Here is a 15,445-nt window from a genome sequence, read left to right on the forward strand (position 1 = left end):
CAACCTGCAGGTCAGCGGCGTTCTTCCCGCTGGCAGTGATTGACCGACCGGTGGCAGGAAGTGATCGCCGAGTGTGCATCCTGGGCGTCGAGAGTGCGTCCAGGGCGACGATCCGGCCGTCCGCCCGCCCTGGGTGCACACTCGACGCCCTCACCGCACACTCGGTCGTCGTCGGAGCCGGCGATCATGGTTCGGCGCGCCTGCGCCGACGTGCGGCGGAATGGTCTAGCGTCGTCGGCGTGACCACCGCCGCCGAACCGGCTCAGTTCCGTACTGCGGTGGCGGCGATGAATGCCACCACCGTGCGACCGGAGATCGAGCTGGGCCCGATCCGTCCGCCGCAGCGGCTGGCGCCCTACAGCTACGCGCTCGGCGCGGAGGTGCGCCATCCCGAGACGGTGGTCGTTCCGGAACGCTCGGAGGGCGACGCCTTCGGCCGGCTGATCCTGCTGCACGACCCCGACGGCGCCGAAGCGTGGGACGGCACCATGCGGCTGGTCGCCTACATCCAGGCCGACCTGGACTCCAGCGAGGCCGTCGACCCGCTGCTGCCCGAGGTGGCCTGGAGCTGGCTGGTCGAGGCGCTGGAGACCAGGGCAGATCATGTGACGGCGCTGGGCGGGACCGTCACCGCGACCACCTCGGTGCGCTACGGCGACATCTCCGGCCCGCCGCGCGCGCACCAGCTGGAGCTGCGCGCGTCGTGGACGGCGACGTCGCTGGAGCTGGGACCGCATGTGGAGGCGTTCTGCGAGGTGCTCGAGCACGCCGCGGGGCTGCCGCCGGACGGGGTGACCGATCTGAGTTCCCGCAGCCGCGCGTGAGATGACCGACGAGACCATCACCGACGCCGACGGCGCCGAACCCGAGGTACCCGAGACCACGCCGCTGCTGGCGCCGGCCGACGGGGTGCCCGAACTCGCCGTCACCACCGACCAGATCCTGGCCGCCGCCGAACTGCTGGCCGCCGGCCACGGTCCGTTCGCGATCGACGCCGAGCGGGCCTCGGGCTTCCGGTACTCCAACCGCGCGTATCTCGTCCAGATCCGGCGCGAAGGCGCGGGGACCGTCCTGATCGACCCGGTCAACCACGGGGAGAACGCCACCATGGTGATGGCGCCGGTGGCCGACGTGCTCGACACCGACGAATGGGTGTTGCACGCCGCCGACCAGGATCTGCCGTGCCTGGCCGAACTCGGGATGCGCCCGCCTGCGCTGTACGACACCGAACTCGCGGGCCGGCTCGCCGGCTTCCAGCGGGTGAACCTGGCGACGATGGTGTCCGAACTCCTCGGCCTGCAGCTGATGAAGGGTCACGGCGCCGCGGACTGGTCGAAGCGACCGCTGCCCGACGAGTGGCTCAACTACGCCGCCCTCGACGTCGAGGTGCTGCTCGAACTGCGCGACGCCATCGCCGCGGTGCTCGAGGAGCAGGGCAAAACCGATTGGGCTGCACAGGAATTCGAACATCTGCGGACCTACACCGCGGCACCGACGCGGCGCGATCGGTGGCGGCGCACGTCCGGTATCCACAAGGTGCGCAATCCGCGGGCGCTGGCGGCGGTCCGCGAACTCTGGCTCACCCGCGACGAGATCGCGCGCCGACGCGACATCGCGCCTGGCCGCATCCTGCCCGACTCGGCGATCATCAACGCCGCCACCACCGACCCCGACACCACCGAGAAGCTCACCGCGCTGCCGGTGTTCGGTGGTTCGCGGCAGCGCCGCAGCGCCCATGTCTGGCTCGGCGCGCTCGAGCGTGCCCGCAGCAGCGACGACGCGCCCGAATCGGCCGAACCGCCCAACGGGCCGCCGCCGCCGTCGCGCTGGGCCCGCCGCAAACCCGAAGCCGCCGCACGCCTCGAGGCCGCCCGCGCCGGCCTGGCGGCGCTGTCCGAACGGGTCAACGTGCCGGCCGAGAACCTCGTCACACCCGAGGTGGTGCGACGGCTGTGCTGGGACTGGGAACCGGTCGGCGATACCGCGGCGCAGATCGAGGAGTTCCTGGTGGAGGCCGCTGTCCGGCCGTGGCAGCGCCAGCTGGTGGTGCCCGTCCTGACCGCCGCGCTCACCCCAGCCGCCACGGAGTGACCGGCCAGCGTTTGAGCTGGTGACGATAGGGGAACCGCCCTCTGGTGACCATCGCGGACGCGTCAATCAACACCTCGGAGCGCCTGCTTCTCGGACCGGCATTACGCCACGTCGGCGAAACCACCGCCGTGGTCTGGGTACAGACCGACAGCTCCGCTACGGTGAGCGTGTTGGGTTGCGACGCAACGACTTTTGAAGTCAAGGGCCATCACTATGCACTGGTCACCGTCACCGGCCTGGAACCGGACACCGTGGTGGAGTACCAGGTGGCGATCGACGGTGAACAGGTCTGGCCGCCCGCGGACTGTCCGTTCCCGCCCAGCGTCATCCGCACCCGCGGTCCCAGGATGGCCGACCGGTTGCGCGCGGTGTTCGGCTCCTGCCGGTATCCGAAGACCGGCGTCGACGAGGTCGACGACAAACTCGGCGCGGATGCCCTGGACCGCTACGCGACCCGGATGGCGCAGCTGCCGGTCGAGCATTGGCCGGATGTGCTCATCCTGCTCGGTGACCAGGTGTACGCCGACGAACTCACCCCCGAGGCGCGACGCCATCTGACGGGGAGGCGCCGCAAGCGGGTCTCGCACGCCCACCGACCGGCCGACGAGGTGGTGTCGTTCGACGAGTACGAGGAGCTGTACCGGCACTCGTGGTCGGATCCGGAGATCCGCTGGATCATGTCGACCGTTCCGACGGCGATGATCTTCGACGATCACGACATCCGGGACGACTGGAACACCTCGGCGGCCTGGCGCGCCGACATGAACGAACAACCGTGGTGGCGCGATCGCATCCGCGCCGGACTGGTGTCGTACTGGGTGTATCAGCACATGGGCAACCTGAGCCCCGACGAACTCGCCGCTGACGAGGATCACCAGCGGATGCAGGCCGCCGAGGGCGACTTGTGGCCGGTGCTGGTGGAGATGGCCGACCGCGCCGACGCCGAGGTCGACGCCAACAAGGGGGTCCGCTTCTCCTACCGGTGGGACATGGGGCGCAGCAGGTTCCTCATGATGGACTCCCGTAACGGCCGCATCCTCGACTCCGGCGAACGAATGATGATCGGCGAGCGGGAGTTCTCCTGGCTGGAGGCGCAGGCCGAGGACGGTATCGAGCAGGTCGACCATCTCGTGCTCGGCTCGTCGGTGCCGTGGCTGCTTCCGCCGGTGCTGTCGGATCTGCAGACGGTCAACGAGATCTCCGCGGACCGGCCGGGCTGGCGCGGGTGGCCCGGGGAGAAGATTCGCCAGGCTGCGGACCTCGAACACTGGCCGGCGTTCATGAAATCGTTCCTAAGGCTGACGACGATGATCCGGCGCGCGGCGACCCACCCGGACGGTCCGGCGACGGTCACGGTGCTCTCCGGCGATGTGCACCACAGCTACGCAGCCCGCGCCACACTCGACGGGGTGGGCGACGACGCCGCTCCGGTGCATCAGCTGGTGTGTTCACCGGTGCACAACTACGTCCCGTCCTACGTCAAACCGGCATTCAAGATCGGGTGGTCCAACCGGATGGCGCCGATCATGCGGCGCTGGGCGGTCCGCCACGGCTCGCCGGAGCTGCCGATCAGCTGGGACAACGACGCGGGTCCGCTGTTCGGCAACACCATTGCGACGCTGGCGATCTCGGGACGCGACGCCGAGGTGCTGTTCGAACAACCCGACGGTGAGCACGACATCCGTGAGGTCGCCCGGGTGGCACTCGGCAAGCGGCGAGCGGCCGTCAGTCCAGCTGCTCGCTGACCTCGTTCTGGCTGTCGGTCTCGGTGGACGTACTGCCCTGTGCGGCAATCCATCCGGTGATCTGACGGGCGATGTTGCGGTCGGTCAGACCCACCTCGGAGAGCACCTCGCCACGCGATGCGTGATCGAAGAACCGCTGCGGCAACCCGAGATCCCGGCACGGCACGTCGATCTCGGCGCGCCGCAGGGCTCCCGACACCGCCGAACCGACTCCGCCGTGCACGCCGTTGTCCTCGAGCGTCACCACCAGCTTGTGCCCGGCGGCGAGGTCGACCACGGCCTCGGGCACGGGCAGCACCCAGCGCGGGTCGACGACGGTGACGCCGATGCCCTGGTTGCGCAGGTGGTCCGCGACCGTCATGGCCATCGTGGCGAACGGGCCGACGGCGACCAGCAGCACATCGTCGGACAGGCCGGCGTCCGGCTTGGCCAGCACGTCGACCCCGCCGCGACGTTCGACCGCGTCGATGTCGGCGCCGACGTCGCCCTTGGGGAAGCGGATGGCGGTGGGGCCGTCGTTGACGTCGAGCGCTTCACCGAGTTCCTCGCGGAGCCGGGCGCCGTCGCGCGGAGCGGCGACCCGCATCCCCGGCACGATCCCCAGGATCGACAGGTCCCACATGCCGTTGTGGCTGGCGCCATCGGGGCCGGTGACCCCCGACCGGTCCAGCACCATGGTGACGGGCAGCTTGTGCAGCGCGACGTCCATCATCATCTGGTCGAACGCGCGGTTGAGGAACGTCGAGTAGATCGCGACGACCGGATGCAGACCGCCCATGGCCAGACCGGCGGCCGAGGTCATGGCGTGCTGCTCGGCGATGCCCACGTCGAAGAACCGGTCCGGGAACCGGTCGCGGAACGCCGAGAGCCCCGTGGGCCCCGGCATGGCGGCGGTGATCGCCACGACGTCGCGACGTTTGGCCGCTGCGCCCACCAGCGCCTCGGTGAACGCGGACGTCCACCCCGGGCCGGCGACCTTGGTGGCCTGACCGGTGGCGACGTCGATGACACCGCAGGCGTGCATCTGGTCGGCCTCGTCGTTCTCGGCGGGTGCGTAGCCGTTGCCCTTGCGGGTGACTGCGTGCACGATCACCGGCGCGTTGAAGCCGCGGGCGTGCCGCAGCGCGGACTCCACGGCGTGTTCGTCGTGCCCGTCGATGGGGCCGACGTATTTGAGCCCGAGGTCGGTGAACATGACCTGCGGGGACAACGCGTCCTTGATACCGGCCTTGACGCTGTGCATGCACTGGTAGCAGAACTCGCCGATCATCGGCAGCCCGCGCACGGCCTTGCGGCCCTCCTCGAGGAGGCGTTCGTAGCCGGGCTGCAGGCGCAGCGCCGCCAGATGGTCGGCGAAGCCGCCGATCGTGGGCGCGTAGCTGCGGCCGTTGTCGTTGACGACGATGATCACCGGCCTGCGGGCGGCGGCGATGTTGTTCAGCGCCTCCCAGCACATTCCGCCGGTCAGCGCGCCGTCACCGACGACGGCGACGACGTGCCGGTTGCGGTGTCCGGTCAGCTCGAAGGCCTTGGCCAGCCCGTCGGCATACGACAGGGCTGCGCTGGCGTGGCTGGACTCCACCCAGTCGTGCTCGCTCTCCGAGCGCGACGGATAACCCGACAGCCCGTCCTTCTTGCGCAGCGAGTCGAAATCGTGCGCGCGGCCGGTCAGCATCTTGTGCACGTAGGCCTGGTGACCGGTGTCAAAGATGATGGGGTCGTGCGGCGAGTCGAAGACGCGGTGCAACGCGAGCGTGAGCTCCACCACACCGAGATTGGGCCCCAGGTGACCACCGGTCGCAGCGACCTTGTGGATGAGGAACTGACGGATCTCTCCGGCGAGTTCGCTCAGCTGGGACTGCGAAAGGTGCTGGAGATCAGCGGGTCCGCGGATCTGTTCGAGCATCCGACCAGTCTACGCACGGCCTGGTCCGTCAGTCTTCTCGAGACTGATAGATGTCGGGCACTCCGTCGGCGTCGGCGTCGACCGTCTCCTCGGCGTATATGCGCCGGTAGTGGCGGTTGCGAAGCCTCAGCAGCACCGCTGCGCCCAGGGCCGCGACCAGGGATCCGGTGAGTACCCCGACCTTCACGAAATCGTCACGTTCGGAGCCGAGACCGTAGGCCAGGTCGCCGATCAGCAGCGACACGGTGAAGCCGATCCCGGCCAGCATCGCCACCCCGAGGACGTCGATCCACTGCACCGCGCTGTCCAGCGAGGCGCGGGTGACCGCGGCCATCACCCGGGTGGTGAGGAAGATCCCGACCGGTTTACCGACGACCAGACCCACCACGATGCCGAGCGTGACGGGGTCGCCGAGGGCGGCGGTGAAGCCGTCGAATCCGCCGAGCGCCACACCGGCGGCGAAGAACGCGAACACCGGTACGGCGAACCCGGCCGACAGCGGCCGCAGGCGGTGTTCGAAGTGTTCGGCCATACCGGGTCCGGCATCGGGTCCGCCGGCGGCGGCGCTGCGCACGACGGGCACGGTGAAGCCGAGCAGGACACCCGCCACGGTCGCGTGCACGCCGGATTCGTGCATGAGCACCCAGGTGGCGACCCCGAGCGGGATGAGCAGCCACCAGGAGCTGATGCGCCGCTGCACACACAGTGCGAACGCGCCCAGCGGGAGCAGCACCGCGGCCAGTGCCCACAGCGTGATGTCCTCGGTGTAGAACACCGCGATCACCGTCACCGCCAACAGATCGTCGACCACCGCGAGCGTCAGGAGGAAGGTCCGTAGCGCGGACGGCAGGTGGGTGGACAGTACGGCCAGCACCGCGACGGCGAACGCGATGTCGGTGGCCGTGGGGATCGCCCAGCCCCGCGTCGCGCCGTCACCGGCGGACAGGGTGAAGGCGACGAATATCAGGGCGGGCACGATCATCCCGCCGACGGCTGCGGCGATGGGCAGCGCCGCGCGGGCAGGGTCGCGCAGATCCCCGGCGACGAACTCCCGCTTCAGTTCGAGACCGACGACGAAGAAGAAGATCGCCAGCAGACCGTCGGCGGCCCAGTCGCCGATTGTCAGGGTCAGGTGCAGCCCGAACGGTTCGCCGCCGATCTCCAGATCCCGCAGCGAGAAGTAGGCGGCCGACCACGGCGAGTTGGCCCAGATCAGAGCGACGGCCGCGGCGACGAGCAGGATGGCGCCGCCGATCGTCTCTCGGCGCAGCACCTCGGTGATGCGGCGGGCTTCCGGCCAGGAGCCGCGCGACAGCAGGCGGCGGTTGGACTGCTCGGTCATGGGCGGCTCCGGGGTCGGCGGTACAGACGCCGACCAGACTTCCCGGCACACCGGACGCAAACGTAGCGCACCGAGGAATCCACGCGTCTAGCGTGACCCCCATGATCGTCGAACGGCGCGCGGTCGTCGACGCACCCGTCGAGCGGGTGTGGCAGCGGATCGTCACCCCGGACGGCATCAACCACGAATTGCGGCCCTGGCTGACGATGTCGATGCCGCGCCACGCCCGCCACCTCACCGTCGACAGCGTCGCGGTGGGGGTGCCGGTCGGGCGGTGCTGGCTGCGACTGTTCGGCGTCCTGCCCTTCGACTACGACCTGCTCACGATCGCCGCCCTGCGGCCCGGCCGTGGATTCGACGAGCAGTCGACGATGTTGAGCATGCGGTCCTGGCGCCACGAGCGGTCGCTGGAGCCCGACGGCGACGCCACCGTGGTGCACGACCGGCTCACCTTCGAACTGCGGGCCCCGCTGCGCGTCCTGACGCCGGTCATCGGGGCGGGGGTCGGCGCGTTGTTCGGTCACCGCCAGCGCCGGCTGCAGCGGTTCTTCAGCGGCGCCTGACGGCCCGGATCGCGGCGTCGGGCCACAGCGCCGCCGCGCCGTGGCCGAGGAGCAGCTTCGCGTGGAAGACCGGCCCGAACCACGGCGCCGCGGCGGACGGTCCGAGCACCCGGTCCAGAGCCACCGCGCCCGCGGTCACGGCCACCCCGACCACCCGGCGCCCGCGGCCGGCACGGCGGATCAGCACCGTGGCCGCCATCAGGTAGGCGTAGTTGGCGACCGCCCAGCGCAGCCGTGCCCGGCCGCCGCCGTCCATCCAGGCCAGCAGGAACGGGTGCAGGTGCGCCGCGGCGAACCGCAGATGATCGCCGTCGGTCTGCCCGGGCCGTTCGTACCAGCGCGCACACGCCAGCGTGTTGTTCGACCAGGCGCCACCCCACAAATCGACTGCCGAGACCACCAGCAGCGTCTTCTCCGCCGTCCCGAGCCGGGTGCGGGCCAGTCGCGGAGCGAGGTATCCCCCGGCCGCCGCCACCGCGAGAATCGTCGCAGTGCCCGTAGGCGTGGTCTCCTCGCCGACGAACTCCAGCCAGGCTTGCCGCAGGGCGGTCATCGGGTGAGCACCGCCACGCATTCGACGTGATGGGTGAGCGGGAACGAATCGAACACCCGCACCTCCTCGACGGTGTACCCGGCCCGCAGATACAATCCGACGTCGCGGGCGAATGACGCTGCCTCACAACCGATGTGAATGATGCGGGGCACGCCGGCGGCGCTGATCGCCTCGATGATCTCCCGGCCCGCACCCGCGCGGGGCGGGTCGAGCACCGCCACGTCGGCACCCGTCCGCTGCGCCGACAGGGCCCGGCGCACCGAATCGGTCACCACCGCCACCTGGCCGAGGTCGTCGAGCGCGGCGCGCGCCGAACGTCCGGCCGCGCGCGAGGTGTCGACGGTGACGACGTGTCCACCGGGCCCGACCAGTTCGGCGAGGGCGGCGGCGAACAGCCCCGCTCCGCCGTAGAGATCCCACGCCGTCATCCCGGGCTGCAGTCCCGCGCGCTGTGCCACCAGTTCGCTGTAGCGCGCGGGCGCGTCGCGGTGCGCCTGCCAGAACGCCGTCACGGGGATACGCCACTCCCGGCCGCCGACCCGCTGCACAGCTTCGTACTCCCCCGACACCACCGTCGTCGCCGGTGCCCCGCGGCGGCTCTTCGGGCCGGTCTGCACGACGTGCCGGGCGCCGGCGTCGTCCACGGCGACGTGCACGTGGACGCCGGCCGGCCAGCGCAGGGACTCCAGATCGTCGAGCAGCCCGTCCGGGAGTTGCGCGCAGCGCAGGTCGGTGACCAGTTCCGCGCTGTGATAGCGGTGGAATCCAGCCCGCCCGGCCTGCGGACCCTGCGTCGCGGTGTCCAGCCGGACTCGGGTGCGCCATCCGGTGGGGCCGGTCTCGCCGACCGGTTCGGCCGTGGCCTCCTCCTCGGCGCACCACGCGTACCCACCGAGCCGCATCAGCTGGTTGGCCACCACGGCGCCCTTGAGCCGCCGCGCGGCCTCCGGAGTGGCGAAGGCCAGATCGCAGCAACCCGCACCGTCCACGCCGGCGATCGGGCACAGCGACGGGATGCGGTCGGGCGACGGGTCGAGTACCTCGACGACGTCCGCGTGCCAATAGGATCCGCGCTCGTCGGCGACCCGCACGCGGACGGTCTCGCCGGGCAGCGCGTGCCGGACGAACACCACCCGGCCGTCGTGGCGGGCCACGCAGCTGCCGCCGTTGGCCGCGGGCCCGGTGGTCAGCGTCAGCTCCCGGGCCGGTTCGGGGGCGTTCACTCCAGGAATCCCCGGCGCGCGTCACCCGGGGCCGACTGCGGATGCAGGGTCTTGAGCCGCTCGGAGGACGTCAGCTGCCATGGCACCGAGGTGACCATCACGTTGGGCATGAACAGCAGTCTGCCCTTGAGCCGCAGCGCGCTCTGGTTGTGCAGCAGCTGTTCCCACCAGTGCCCCACCACGTATTCGGGGATGAAGACCGTGACCACCGTGCGGGGCGACTCCTTGGTGACGCGCTTGACGTACTCGAGCACCGGACGGGTGATCTCCCGGTAGGGCGACGCGATGACTTTGAGTGGGACGACGACGTCGCTGTCCTCCCACTTGTGCACCAACACACGGGTTTCCGCGTCGTCGACGCTGACGGTGATCGCCTCCAGCACGTCGGGGCGGGTGGCGCGGGCGTAAGCCAGCGCCCGCAGCGTCGGCAGATGCAGATTGGACACCAGCACGATGGCGTGGTTGCGGCTGGGCAGGACGATGTCGCCTTCCTCAGCGGCGCGCAGCTCCAGCTCGCGCTGCACGGTGTTGTAGTGCTTGCGGATCAGCTTCATCAACACGAACAGCACCACCATCGCCAGGATCGCGATCCACGCGCCCACCGCGAACTTCGTCACCACCACGATGACGAGCACCGCACCCGTGCACGTCAAACCGGTGGCGTTGATGACCCGGGACCGCATCATCCGGCGGCGCACCTCGGGGTCGGTCTCGGTGCGCAGCAGCCGCGTCCAGTGCCGCACCATGCCGATCTGGCTGAGCGTGAACGACACGAACACACCGACGATGTAGAGCTGGATCAGTGCGGTCACCTGGGCCTGGAACGCCACCACGAACGCGATCGCGGCGATCGCCAGGAACAGGATGCCGTTGGAGAACGCCAGCCGGTCCCCGCGGGTGTGCAGCTGGCGGGGCAGATACCGGTCCTGGGCCAGGATCGACCCCAGCACCGGGAAGCCGTTGAACGCGGTGTTCGCGGCCAGGACGAGGATGAGGGCGGTCACCAGCGCGATGAGGAACAACCCGATCGGGAAGTCGTGGAACACCGCGTCGGCCAGCTGGGCGATGAGCGTCTTCTGCTGATAGTCGGCCGGCGCACCGACGAGCTGTTCGTGCGGTCGCTCGGCGATCTGCACCCCGGTTTCCTTGGCCAGCATGATGATGCCGACCAGCAGGCTGGTGGCGATGACGCCGAGCAGCAGCAGGGTGGTCGCGGCGTTGCGGGACTTCGGTTTCCGGAACGCCGGCACACCGTTGCTGATGGCCTCGACACCGGTCAGTGCCGCCGACCCCGAGGAGAACGCCCGGGCGATGAGGAACACCAGCGCGAAGCCCAGCACGTCGCCGTGCTCGGAGTGCATCTCGAATCCTGCCGATTCGGCACGCAGCGGTTCGTCGAGCACGTAGATCTGGACGAAGCCCCACACCAGCATCACGTACATGCCGATCATGAAGGCATAGGTCGGGATGGCGAACGCGGTGCCCGACTCACGGATCCCCCGCAGGTTCAGCGATGCCAGGATGACGATGGCGGCGACGGCGAACCACACCTTGTGCTCTCCGATGAACGGCACCGCCGAGCCGATGTTCGACATCGCCGACGACATCGACACCGCCACGGTCAGCACGTAATCCACCAGCAGCGCACTGGCCACCGTCAGACCCGCGGTGGGGCCGAGGTTGGTGGTGACGACCTCGTAGTCGCCACCGCCGGAGGGATAGGCGTGCACGTTCTGCCGGTAGCTGGCGATCACGATGAGCATCACCGCGGCGACGGCCAGACCGATCCACGGCGCCATCGCGTACGCGCTCAGCCCGGCGACCGACAGCACCAGGAAGATCTCCTCCGGGGCATAGGCCGTGGAGGACAGCGCGTCGGAGGCGAACACCGGCAGCGCCACCCGCTTGGGCAAAAGCGTGTGGGACAGCCGGTCGCTGCGGAACGGCCGCCCCAGGAGCAGCCGACGAGCAGCGGTCGAAACCTTGGACACGAGAGCCAAGGGTAAGCCCAGCGACGATTAGCGGTAGCGTTCCGGTTGCGGAGATTCGCTACCGGCCGACAACCGGCACAGCCGAAAGGAAACCGCTGGTGCGTGTAGTGGTGATGGGATGCGGACGGGTGGGCGCATCGCTGTCGGACAGCCTGTCGCGGATCGGACACGATGTGGCCGTCATCGACCGGGACAGCACGGCGTTCCACCGGCTCAGCCCGGAGTTCGCGGGCGAACGGGTGCTGGGCATGGGTTTCGACCGGGACGTGCTGCTGCGGGCCGGGATCGAGGAGGCGGGCGCGTTCGCGGCGGTGTCCTCCGGCGACAACTCCAACATCATCTCCGCGCGGGTGGCCAGGGAGACGTTCGGCGTCGAACGGGTGGTGGCCCGCATCTACGACTTCAAGCGCGCCAAGGTCTATGAGCGCCTCGGCATCCCGACGGTCGCCACCGTGCCGTGGACGACCGACCGGCTGCTCAACGTGTTGACGCGGGAGACGGAGACCACGAAGTGGCGGGACCCGTCGGGCAACGTCGGGGTCGCCGAACTGCCGCTGCACGAGGACTGGATCGGGCACCGGGTGACCGAACTCGAATCCGCGACGCGGGGCCGGGTGGCGTTCATCATCCGCTTCGGCAGCGGTCTGCTGCCCGAGTCCAAGACCGTGCTGCAGGCGGGTGACCAGGTCTACATCGCCGCGGTGTCCGGTCAGATCGCCGAGGCGATGGCGATCAGCGCGCTGCCGCCGGGCGAGGAGGATTGATGAAGGTCGCGATCGCCGGTGCCGGCGCGGTCGGGCGCTCCATCGCCCGCGAACTCCTCGACAGCAACCACGACGTGACGCTGGTCGAGCGCAACCCCGACCACATCGACGTCGACGCCATCCCCGCCGCGCAGTGGCGGCTCGGCGACGCCTGCGAGCTGTCCGTGCTGGAATCGGTCAGTCTCGAGGAGTTCGACGTGGTGATCGCCGCCACCGGCGATGACAAGGTCAACGTGGTGGTCAGCCTGCTGGCCAAGACCGAGTTCGGCATCCCCCGGGTGGTGGCGCGGGTCAACGATCCGCGCAACGAGTGGTTGTTCGACGAGAACTGGGGGGTCGACGTCGCGGTGTCCACCCCGCGGATGCTGGCCTCGCTTGTCGAGGAAGCCGTCGCGGTCGGAGATCTGGTGCGGCTCATGGAGTTCCGTACCGGTCAGGCCGCGCTACTGGAGATCACGCTGCCGGACGACACTCCGTGGGGCGGTAAGCCGGTCAAACGGCTGGAGCTTCCGCGTGACACCACACTGGTGACGATTCTGCGCGGCCCGCGGGTGATCGTGCCCGAGGCCGACGAACCCCTCGAAGGTGGTGACGAGCTGCTGTTCGTCGCCGTCGCGGAGGCCGAAGAGGATCTGCGTACCCTATTGCTGCAGGGCCGATCCCGCTAGCCGACCGTCATCGCCGCGGTGGCGGCCAGGCCCGGTCCTGACACTGCGCGGTGGCGTGGGCGGGGACGTCTCCGACCCCGGCGCCATTGCGGATGCCGAGTGCCGAGACGGCGCCCGCGACGACCAGGAGCGCCGCGACCACCAGCGCACCCCGCCGGAAGCCTTCGAAATCCATTGCGCCCAGCGCACTCTGGCCGACAATGACCCCGGTGAACGCGATCGCCACCAGACCGGCGATGCGCGATACGGCGTTGTTCACCGCCGACCCGATCCCGCTCTGCGCCGGGGGCACGGCCGCCAGCACCGCCGCGGTCAGCGGTGACACCGTCACCGACAGACCGAGACCGAACAGCACCAGACCGGGCAGCATCTGGGTCCAGAAGTCGAACGGATCGCCGGCGCCCGCCATCAGCGCGAAACCCGCGGCGCCGAGCAGCGGGCCGACCGCCATGAACCATCGCGGCCCGTACTTCCCGGCGAGGGTGCCGAACCGGCGCGCCAGCAGGAACGACAGCACCGGGATCGGTAGCGTCGCCAGCCCGGCCGCCGTGGCCGACAGCCCCGCGCCCTCCTGCAGGAACAGCGCGATGAGCAACGGCCCCAGCGTCACCGCCGCGTAGAGGAAGACGGTCGCGAGGTTGCCGACCGCGAAGTTGCGTGACGCGAAGATCTGCAGCGGCATCATCGGCCGGTCGGCGCGGCGTTCCCAGAACGGGAACGCGAGCAGGCACGCCACCCCCGCCAGCAGTGCGGTCAGCACGCCGGGATGGGTGAGGCCGAGTCGCTGCTGTTCGATGAGCGCGTAGACGGTGCCGGAGAGCCCTGCCGCGCCGAGTACGGCGCCGACGACGTCGATACGCCCTCCGGTGGGTTCGTCGTCGGACAGCGAGCGGGCGAGGTAAAGGGTCACCGCCAGCGGGACCACGTTGACGCCGAAAATGGCACGCCAGTGCAGGGCGTCGACGAGGACGCCGCCGAGCAGCGGTCCCACCACGAACGCGGTGCCGGTCCAGGCGGTCCACGTACCGATGGCCCGGGCCTGGCCGGCTCCGGAAAAGCGGCTGTTGATCATGGCCAGGGAACTCGGGACGAGGAACGCCGCGCCGGCGCCCTGAAGGCACCGCGCCGCGACCAGCACCCCGCCCGACGGCGCCGCCGCGCAGACCACCGATGCGACGCCGAACAACAGCAGTCCGGTCCGCAGCACGGCCATTCGGCCGAACTGGTCGGACACCGCGCCGGCGACCAGGATCAGGGCGCCCAGCGTCAGCAGGTAGCCGTCGACGACCCACTGCTGCAGCGTCAGCCCGCCCCCGAAGTCGGCGCTGATCGCCGGTAGGGCGAGGTTGACCACCGAGCCGTCCAGGAACGCGACGAACGACGCCAGGACGGCGACGGCGACGACGCGGCGATCCGTGCGGGCGTCGGTCGGCACCGCGGGATCAGCGGGTGTCGGCGTCGGCCGGGTCGTGTTCGGCCGGATCGGGTGCGTCGACGGCGGCCGGCAGCGCGGCGGTGTGTTCGTCGATCGCGCGCTGCGCAGCTCGGATCGCGAGATATGTCGCCAGCGCGGCAACGCCGGTCAGCGGCCAGCCCATCACGATGCGGGCGACGCCCAGCCAGCCGGTCTGGTCCTGGTCGTAGAGGTGCTCCTGCACGATGAAGCGGGAGGCGAATACGGCGACCCAGGTCAGCGTGGCGATGTCGAAGGCGCGCACCGCTTTGCGGACCTCACGCCAGGTGCGGCCGTGGCCGCCGACCCAACTCCAGAGGTAGCCGACGATCGGGCGGCGGAACAGGATCGACGCCCCGAACAGGCACGCGTACAGCAGCGACATCCAGATGCCGTAGAGGAAGAAGCCTTTGGACTCCCCCACCAGATAGGCGATCAGCGCGCTGATGCCGACGGCGAAGAAGCCCGAGATGGCCGGTTGCACGGTCTCTTTACGGATCAGTCGCCAGATGAGGATCAGGGTGGCTGCCGCCAGCGCCGCGATGATGCCCGGGATGAGTCCGGCCGCCGAGGAGACCGGGACGAACACCACGACCGGCAGCGACGAGTAGATCAGGCCCTTCACGCCGCCCATCTGCGCGAGGATCGCGTGGGCGGTGCTTGTCTGGCCCGGTTCGTCTCCGGGTGCGCTCAACTTCGGGATCTCACTTTTGGATTTCGTAGTGGGGGTTGTAAATCGCCTTCGATCCGTTCTCCAGCTTGCCGACACGTCCATGCACGCGCAGGGTGCGACCGGACTCGATGCCGGCGATGCGGCGCTGGCCCAGCCATACCAGCATCACCGTATCGGTGCCGTCGAACAGCTCGGCGCGGACGCCGCCTGCACAGCCCTTGGAGTTCGTCTCGACACTGCGCAGTGTTCCGATCATGGTGACTTCCTGCCCGCGCCTGCAGTCGATCGCCTTCTGGGCGCCGGTGCCTGCGGCCTCGTCGTTGAGTTCCTCGACGTCGAGTTGCTCGGGGTCATCTGTCAGACGGCGGGTGAGCCGCCGCAGATACCCTTCGGCCGTTGCCATGGCCTCTCCTGACTTCCGCGGATCCACCATGGATCCACCTGATTGCAACGCCACGGTAGACCTGTTGGTT

Annotated in this window: 14 protein-coding genes; 6 read left to right on the forward strand and 8 right to left on the reverse strand. The window is 69.8% G+C overall.

Going from position 1 to position 15,445, the window contains the following annotated elements; all coding sequences use genetic code 11:
• The first annotated feature begins 200 nt into the window (after positions 1-200).
• Genes A5757_RS04710 through A5757_RS04720 form a run of 3 tightly spaced genes read left to right on the forward strand, consistent with a single transcriptional unit; the run spans position 201 to position 3,836 of the window.
• The gene (locus A5757_RS04710; protein ID WP_197497258.1) at positions 201-824 is read left to right on the forward strand and encodes a DUF3000 domain-containing protein; all 624 of its coding nucleotides are present in this window, start codon (positions 201-203) and stop codon (positions 822-824) included.
• Between the two features lies 1 nt (position 825).
• Positions 826-2,091 (forward strand): ribonuclease D, encoded by a 1,266-nt coding sequence (locus A5757_RS04715; protein WP_066829154.1) that lies wholly within the window; start codon positions 826-828, stop codon positions 2,089-2,091.
• A gap of 44 nt (positions 2,092-2,135) precedes the next feature.
• The gene (locus A5757_RS04720) at positions 2,136-3,836 is read left to right on the forward strand and encodes an alkaline phosphatase D family protein (protein ID WP_231983888.1); all 1,701 of its coding nucleotides are present in this window, start codon (positions 2,136-2,138) and stop codon (positions 3,834-3,836) included.
• Here A5757_RS04720 and dxs read toward each other — a convergent pair.
• Positions 3,817-5,742 (reverse strand): 1-deoxy-D-xylulose-5-phosphate synthase, encoded by a 1,926-nt coding sequence (dxs, locus tag A5757_RS04725; RefSeq protein WP_066829164.1) that lies wholly within the window; start codon positions 5,740-5,742, stop codon positions 3,817-3,819. The genes A5757_RS04720 and dxs overlap by 20 nt on opposite strands.
• A gap of 28 nt (positions 5,743-5,770) precedes the next feature.
• The gene (gene nhaA, locus A5757_RS04730) at positions 5,771-7,084 is read right to left on the reverse strand and encodes a Na+/H+ antiporter NhaA (RefSeq protein WP_066829166.1); all 1,314 of its coding nucleotides are present in this window, start codon (positions 7,082-7,084) and stop codon (positions 5,771-5,773) included.
• Between the two features lie 101 nt (positions 7,085-7,185).
• Between nhaA and A5757_RS04735 the strand changes: the two genes are divergently transcribed.
• Positions 7,186-7,647, forward strand: a complete 462-nt coding sequence (locus A5757_RS04735) for a hypothetical protein (protein WP_066829168.1) — start codon at positions 7,186-7,188, stop codon at positions 7,645-7,647.
• Here the strand turns inward: A5757_RS04735 and A5757_RS04740 are convergent.
• From A5757_RS04740 to A5757_RS04750, 3 genes are read right to left on the reverse strand one after another with little or no spacing between them, the layout of a single operon-like run.
• Positions 7,634-8,200: a hypothetical protein gene (locus A5757_RS04740; RefSeq protein ID WP_066829172.1), complete on the reverse strand. Its 567-nt coding sequence runs from the start codon at positions 8,198-8,200 to the stop codon at positions 7,634-7,636. The genes A5757_RS04735 and A5757_RS04740 overlap by 14 nt on opposite strands.
• Positions 8,197-9,423, reverse strand: a complete 1,227-nt coding sequence (locus A5757_RS04745; protein WP_066829175.1) for a class I SAM-dependent RNA methyltransferase — start codon at positions 9,421-9,423, stop codon at positions 8,197-8,199. Before A5757_RS04745 ends, A5757_RS04740 begins: the two co-directional genes overlap by 4 nt.
• Entirely contained in the window at positions 9,420-11,414 is a 1,995-nt protein-coding gene (locus A5757_RS04750; protein WP_066829178.1) for an APC family permease, read from the reverse strand. Before A5757_RS04750 ends, A5757_RS04745 begins: the two co-directional genes overlap by 4 nt.
• 98 nt (positions 11,415-11,512) lie before the next feature.
• Here A5757_RS04750 and A5757_RS04755 point away from each other — a divergent pair, with 98 nt between their 5' ends.
• Positions 11,513-12,178, forward strand: a complete 666-nt coding sequence (locus tag A5757_RS04755) for a TrkA family potassium uptake protein (protein WP_197497253.1) — start codon at positions 11,513-11,515, stop codon at positions 12,176-12,178.
• Entirely contained in the window at positions 12,178-12,846 is a 669-nt protein-coding gene (locus tag A5757_RS04760) for a TrkA family potassium uptake protein (RefSeq protein WP_066829181.1), read from the forward strand. Before A5757_RS04755 ends, A5757_RS04760 begins: the two co-directional genes overlap by 1 nt.
• Before the next feature lie 7 nt (positions 12,847-12,853).
• Here the strand turns inward: A5757_RS04760 and A5757_RS04765 are convergent, their stop codons facing one another.
• From A5757_RS04765 to A5757_RS04775, 3 genes are read right to left on the reverse strand one after another with little or no spacing between them, the layout of a single operon-like run.
• Entirely contained in the window at positions 12,854-14,281 is a 1,428-nt protein-coding gene (locus A5757_RS04765) for an MFS transporter (RefSeq protein ID WP_066829184.1), read from the reverse strand.
• A 7-nt stretch (positions 14,282-14,288) separates the two neighbouring features.
• Complete coding sequence (locus A5757_RS04770) at positions 14,289-14,993, reverse strand: DUF3159 domain-containing protein (protein ID WP_066829187.1); 705 nt, start codon at positions 14,991-14,993, stop codon at positions 14,289-14,291.
• Positions 14,994-15,003: 10 nt separating this feature from the next.
• Positions 15,004-15,375 (reverse strand): OB-fold nucleic acid binding domain-containing protein, encoded by a 372-nt coding sequence (locus A5757_RS04775; protein ID WP_066829364.1) that lies wholly within the window; start codon positions 15,373-15,375, stop codon positions 15,004-15,006.
• Positions 15,376-15,445 lie beyond the last annotated feature (70 nt).

Source organism: Mycobacterium sp. 852013-51886_SCH5428379 (genome assembly GCF_001665575.1).
Taxonomy (GTDB): Bacteria; Actinomycetota; Actinomycetes; order Mycobacteriales; family Mycobacteriaceae; genus Mycobacterium.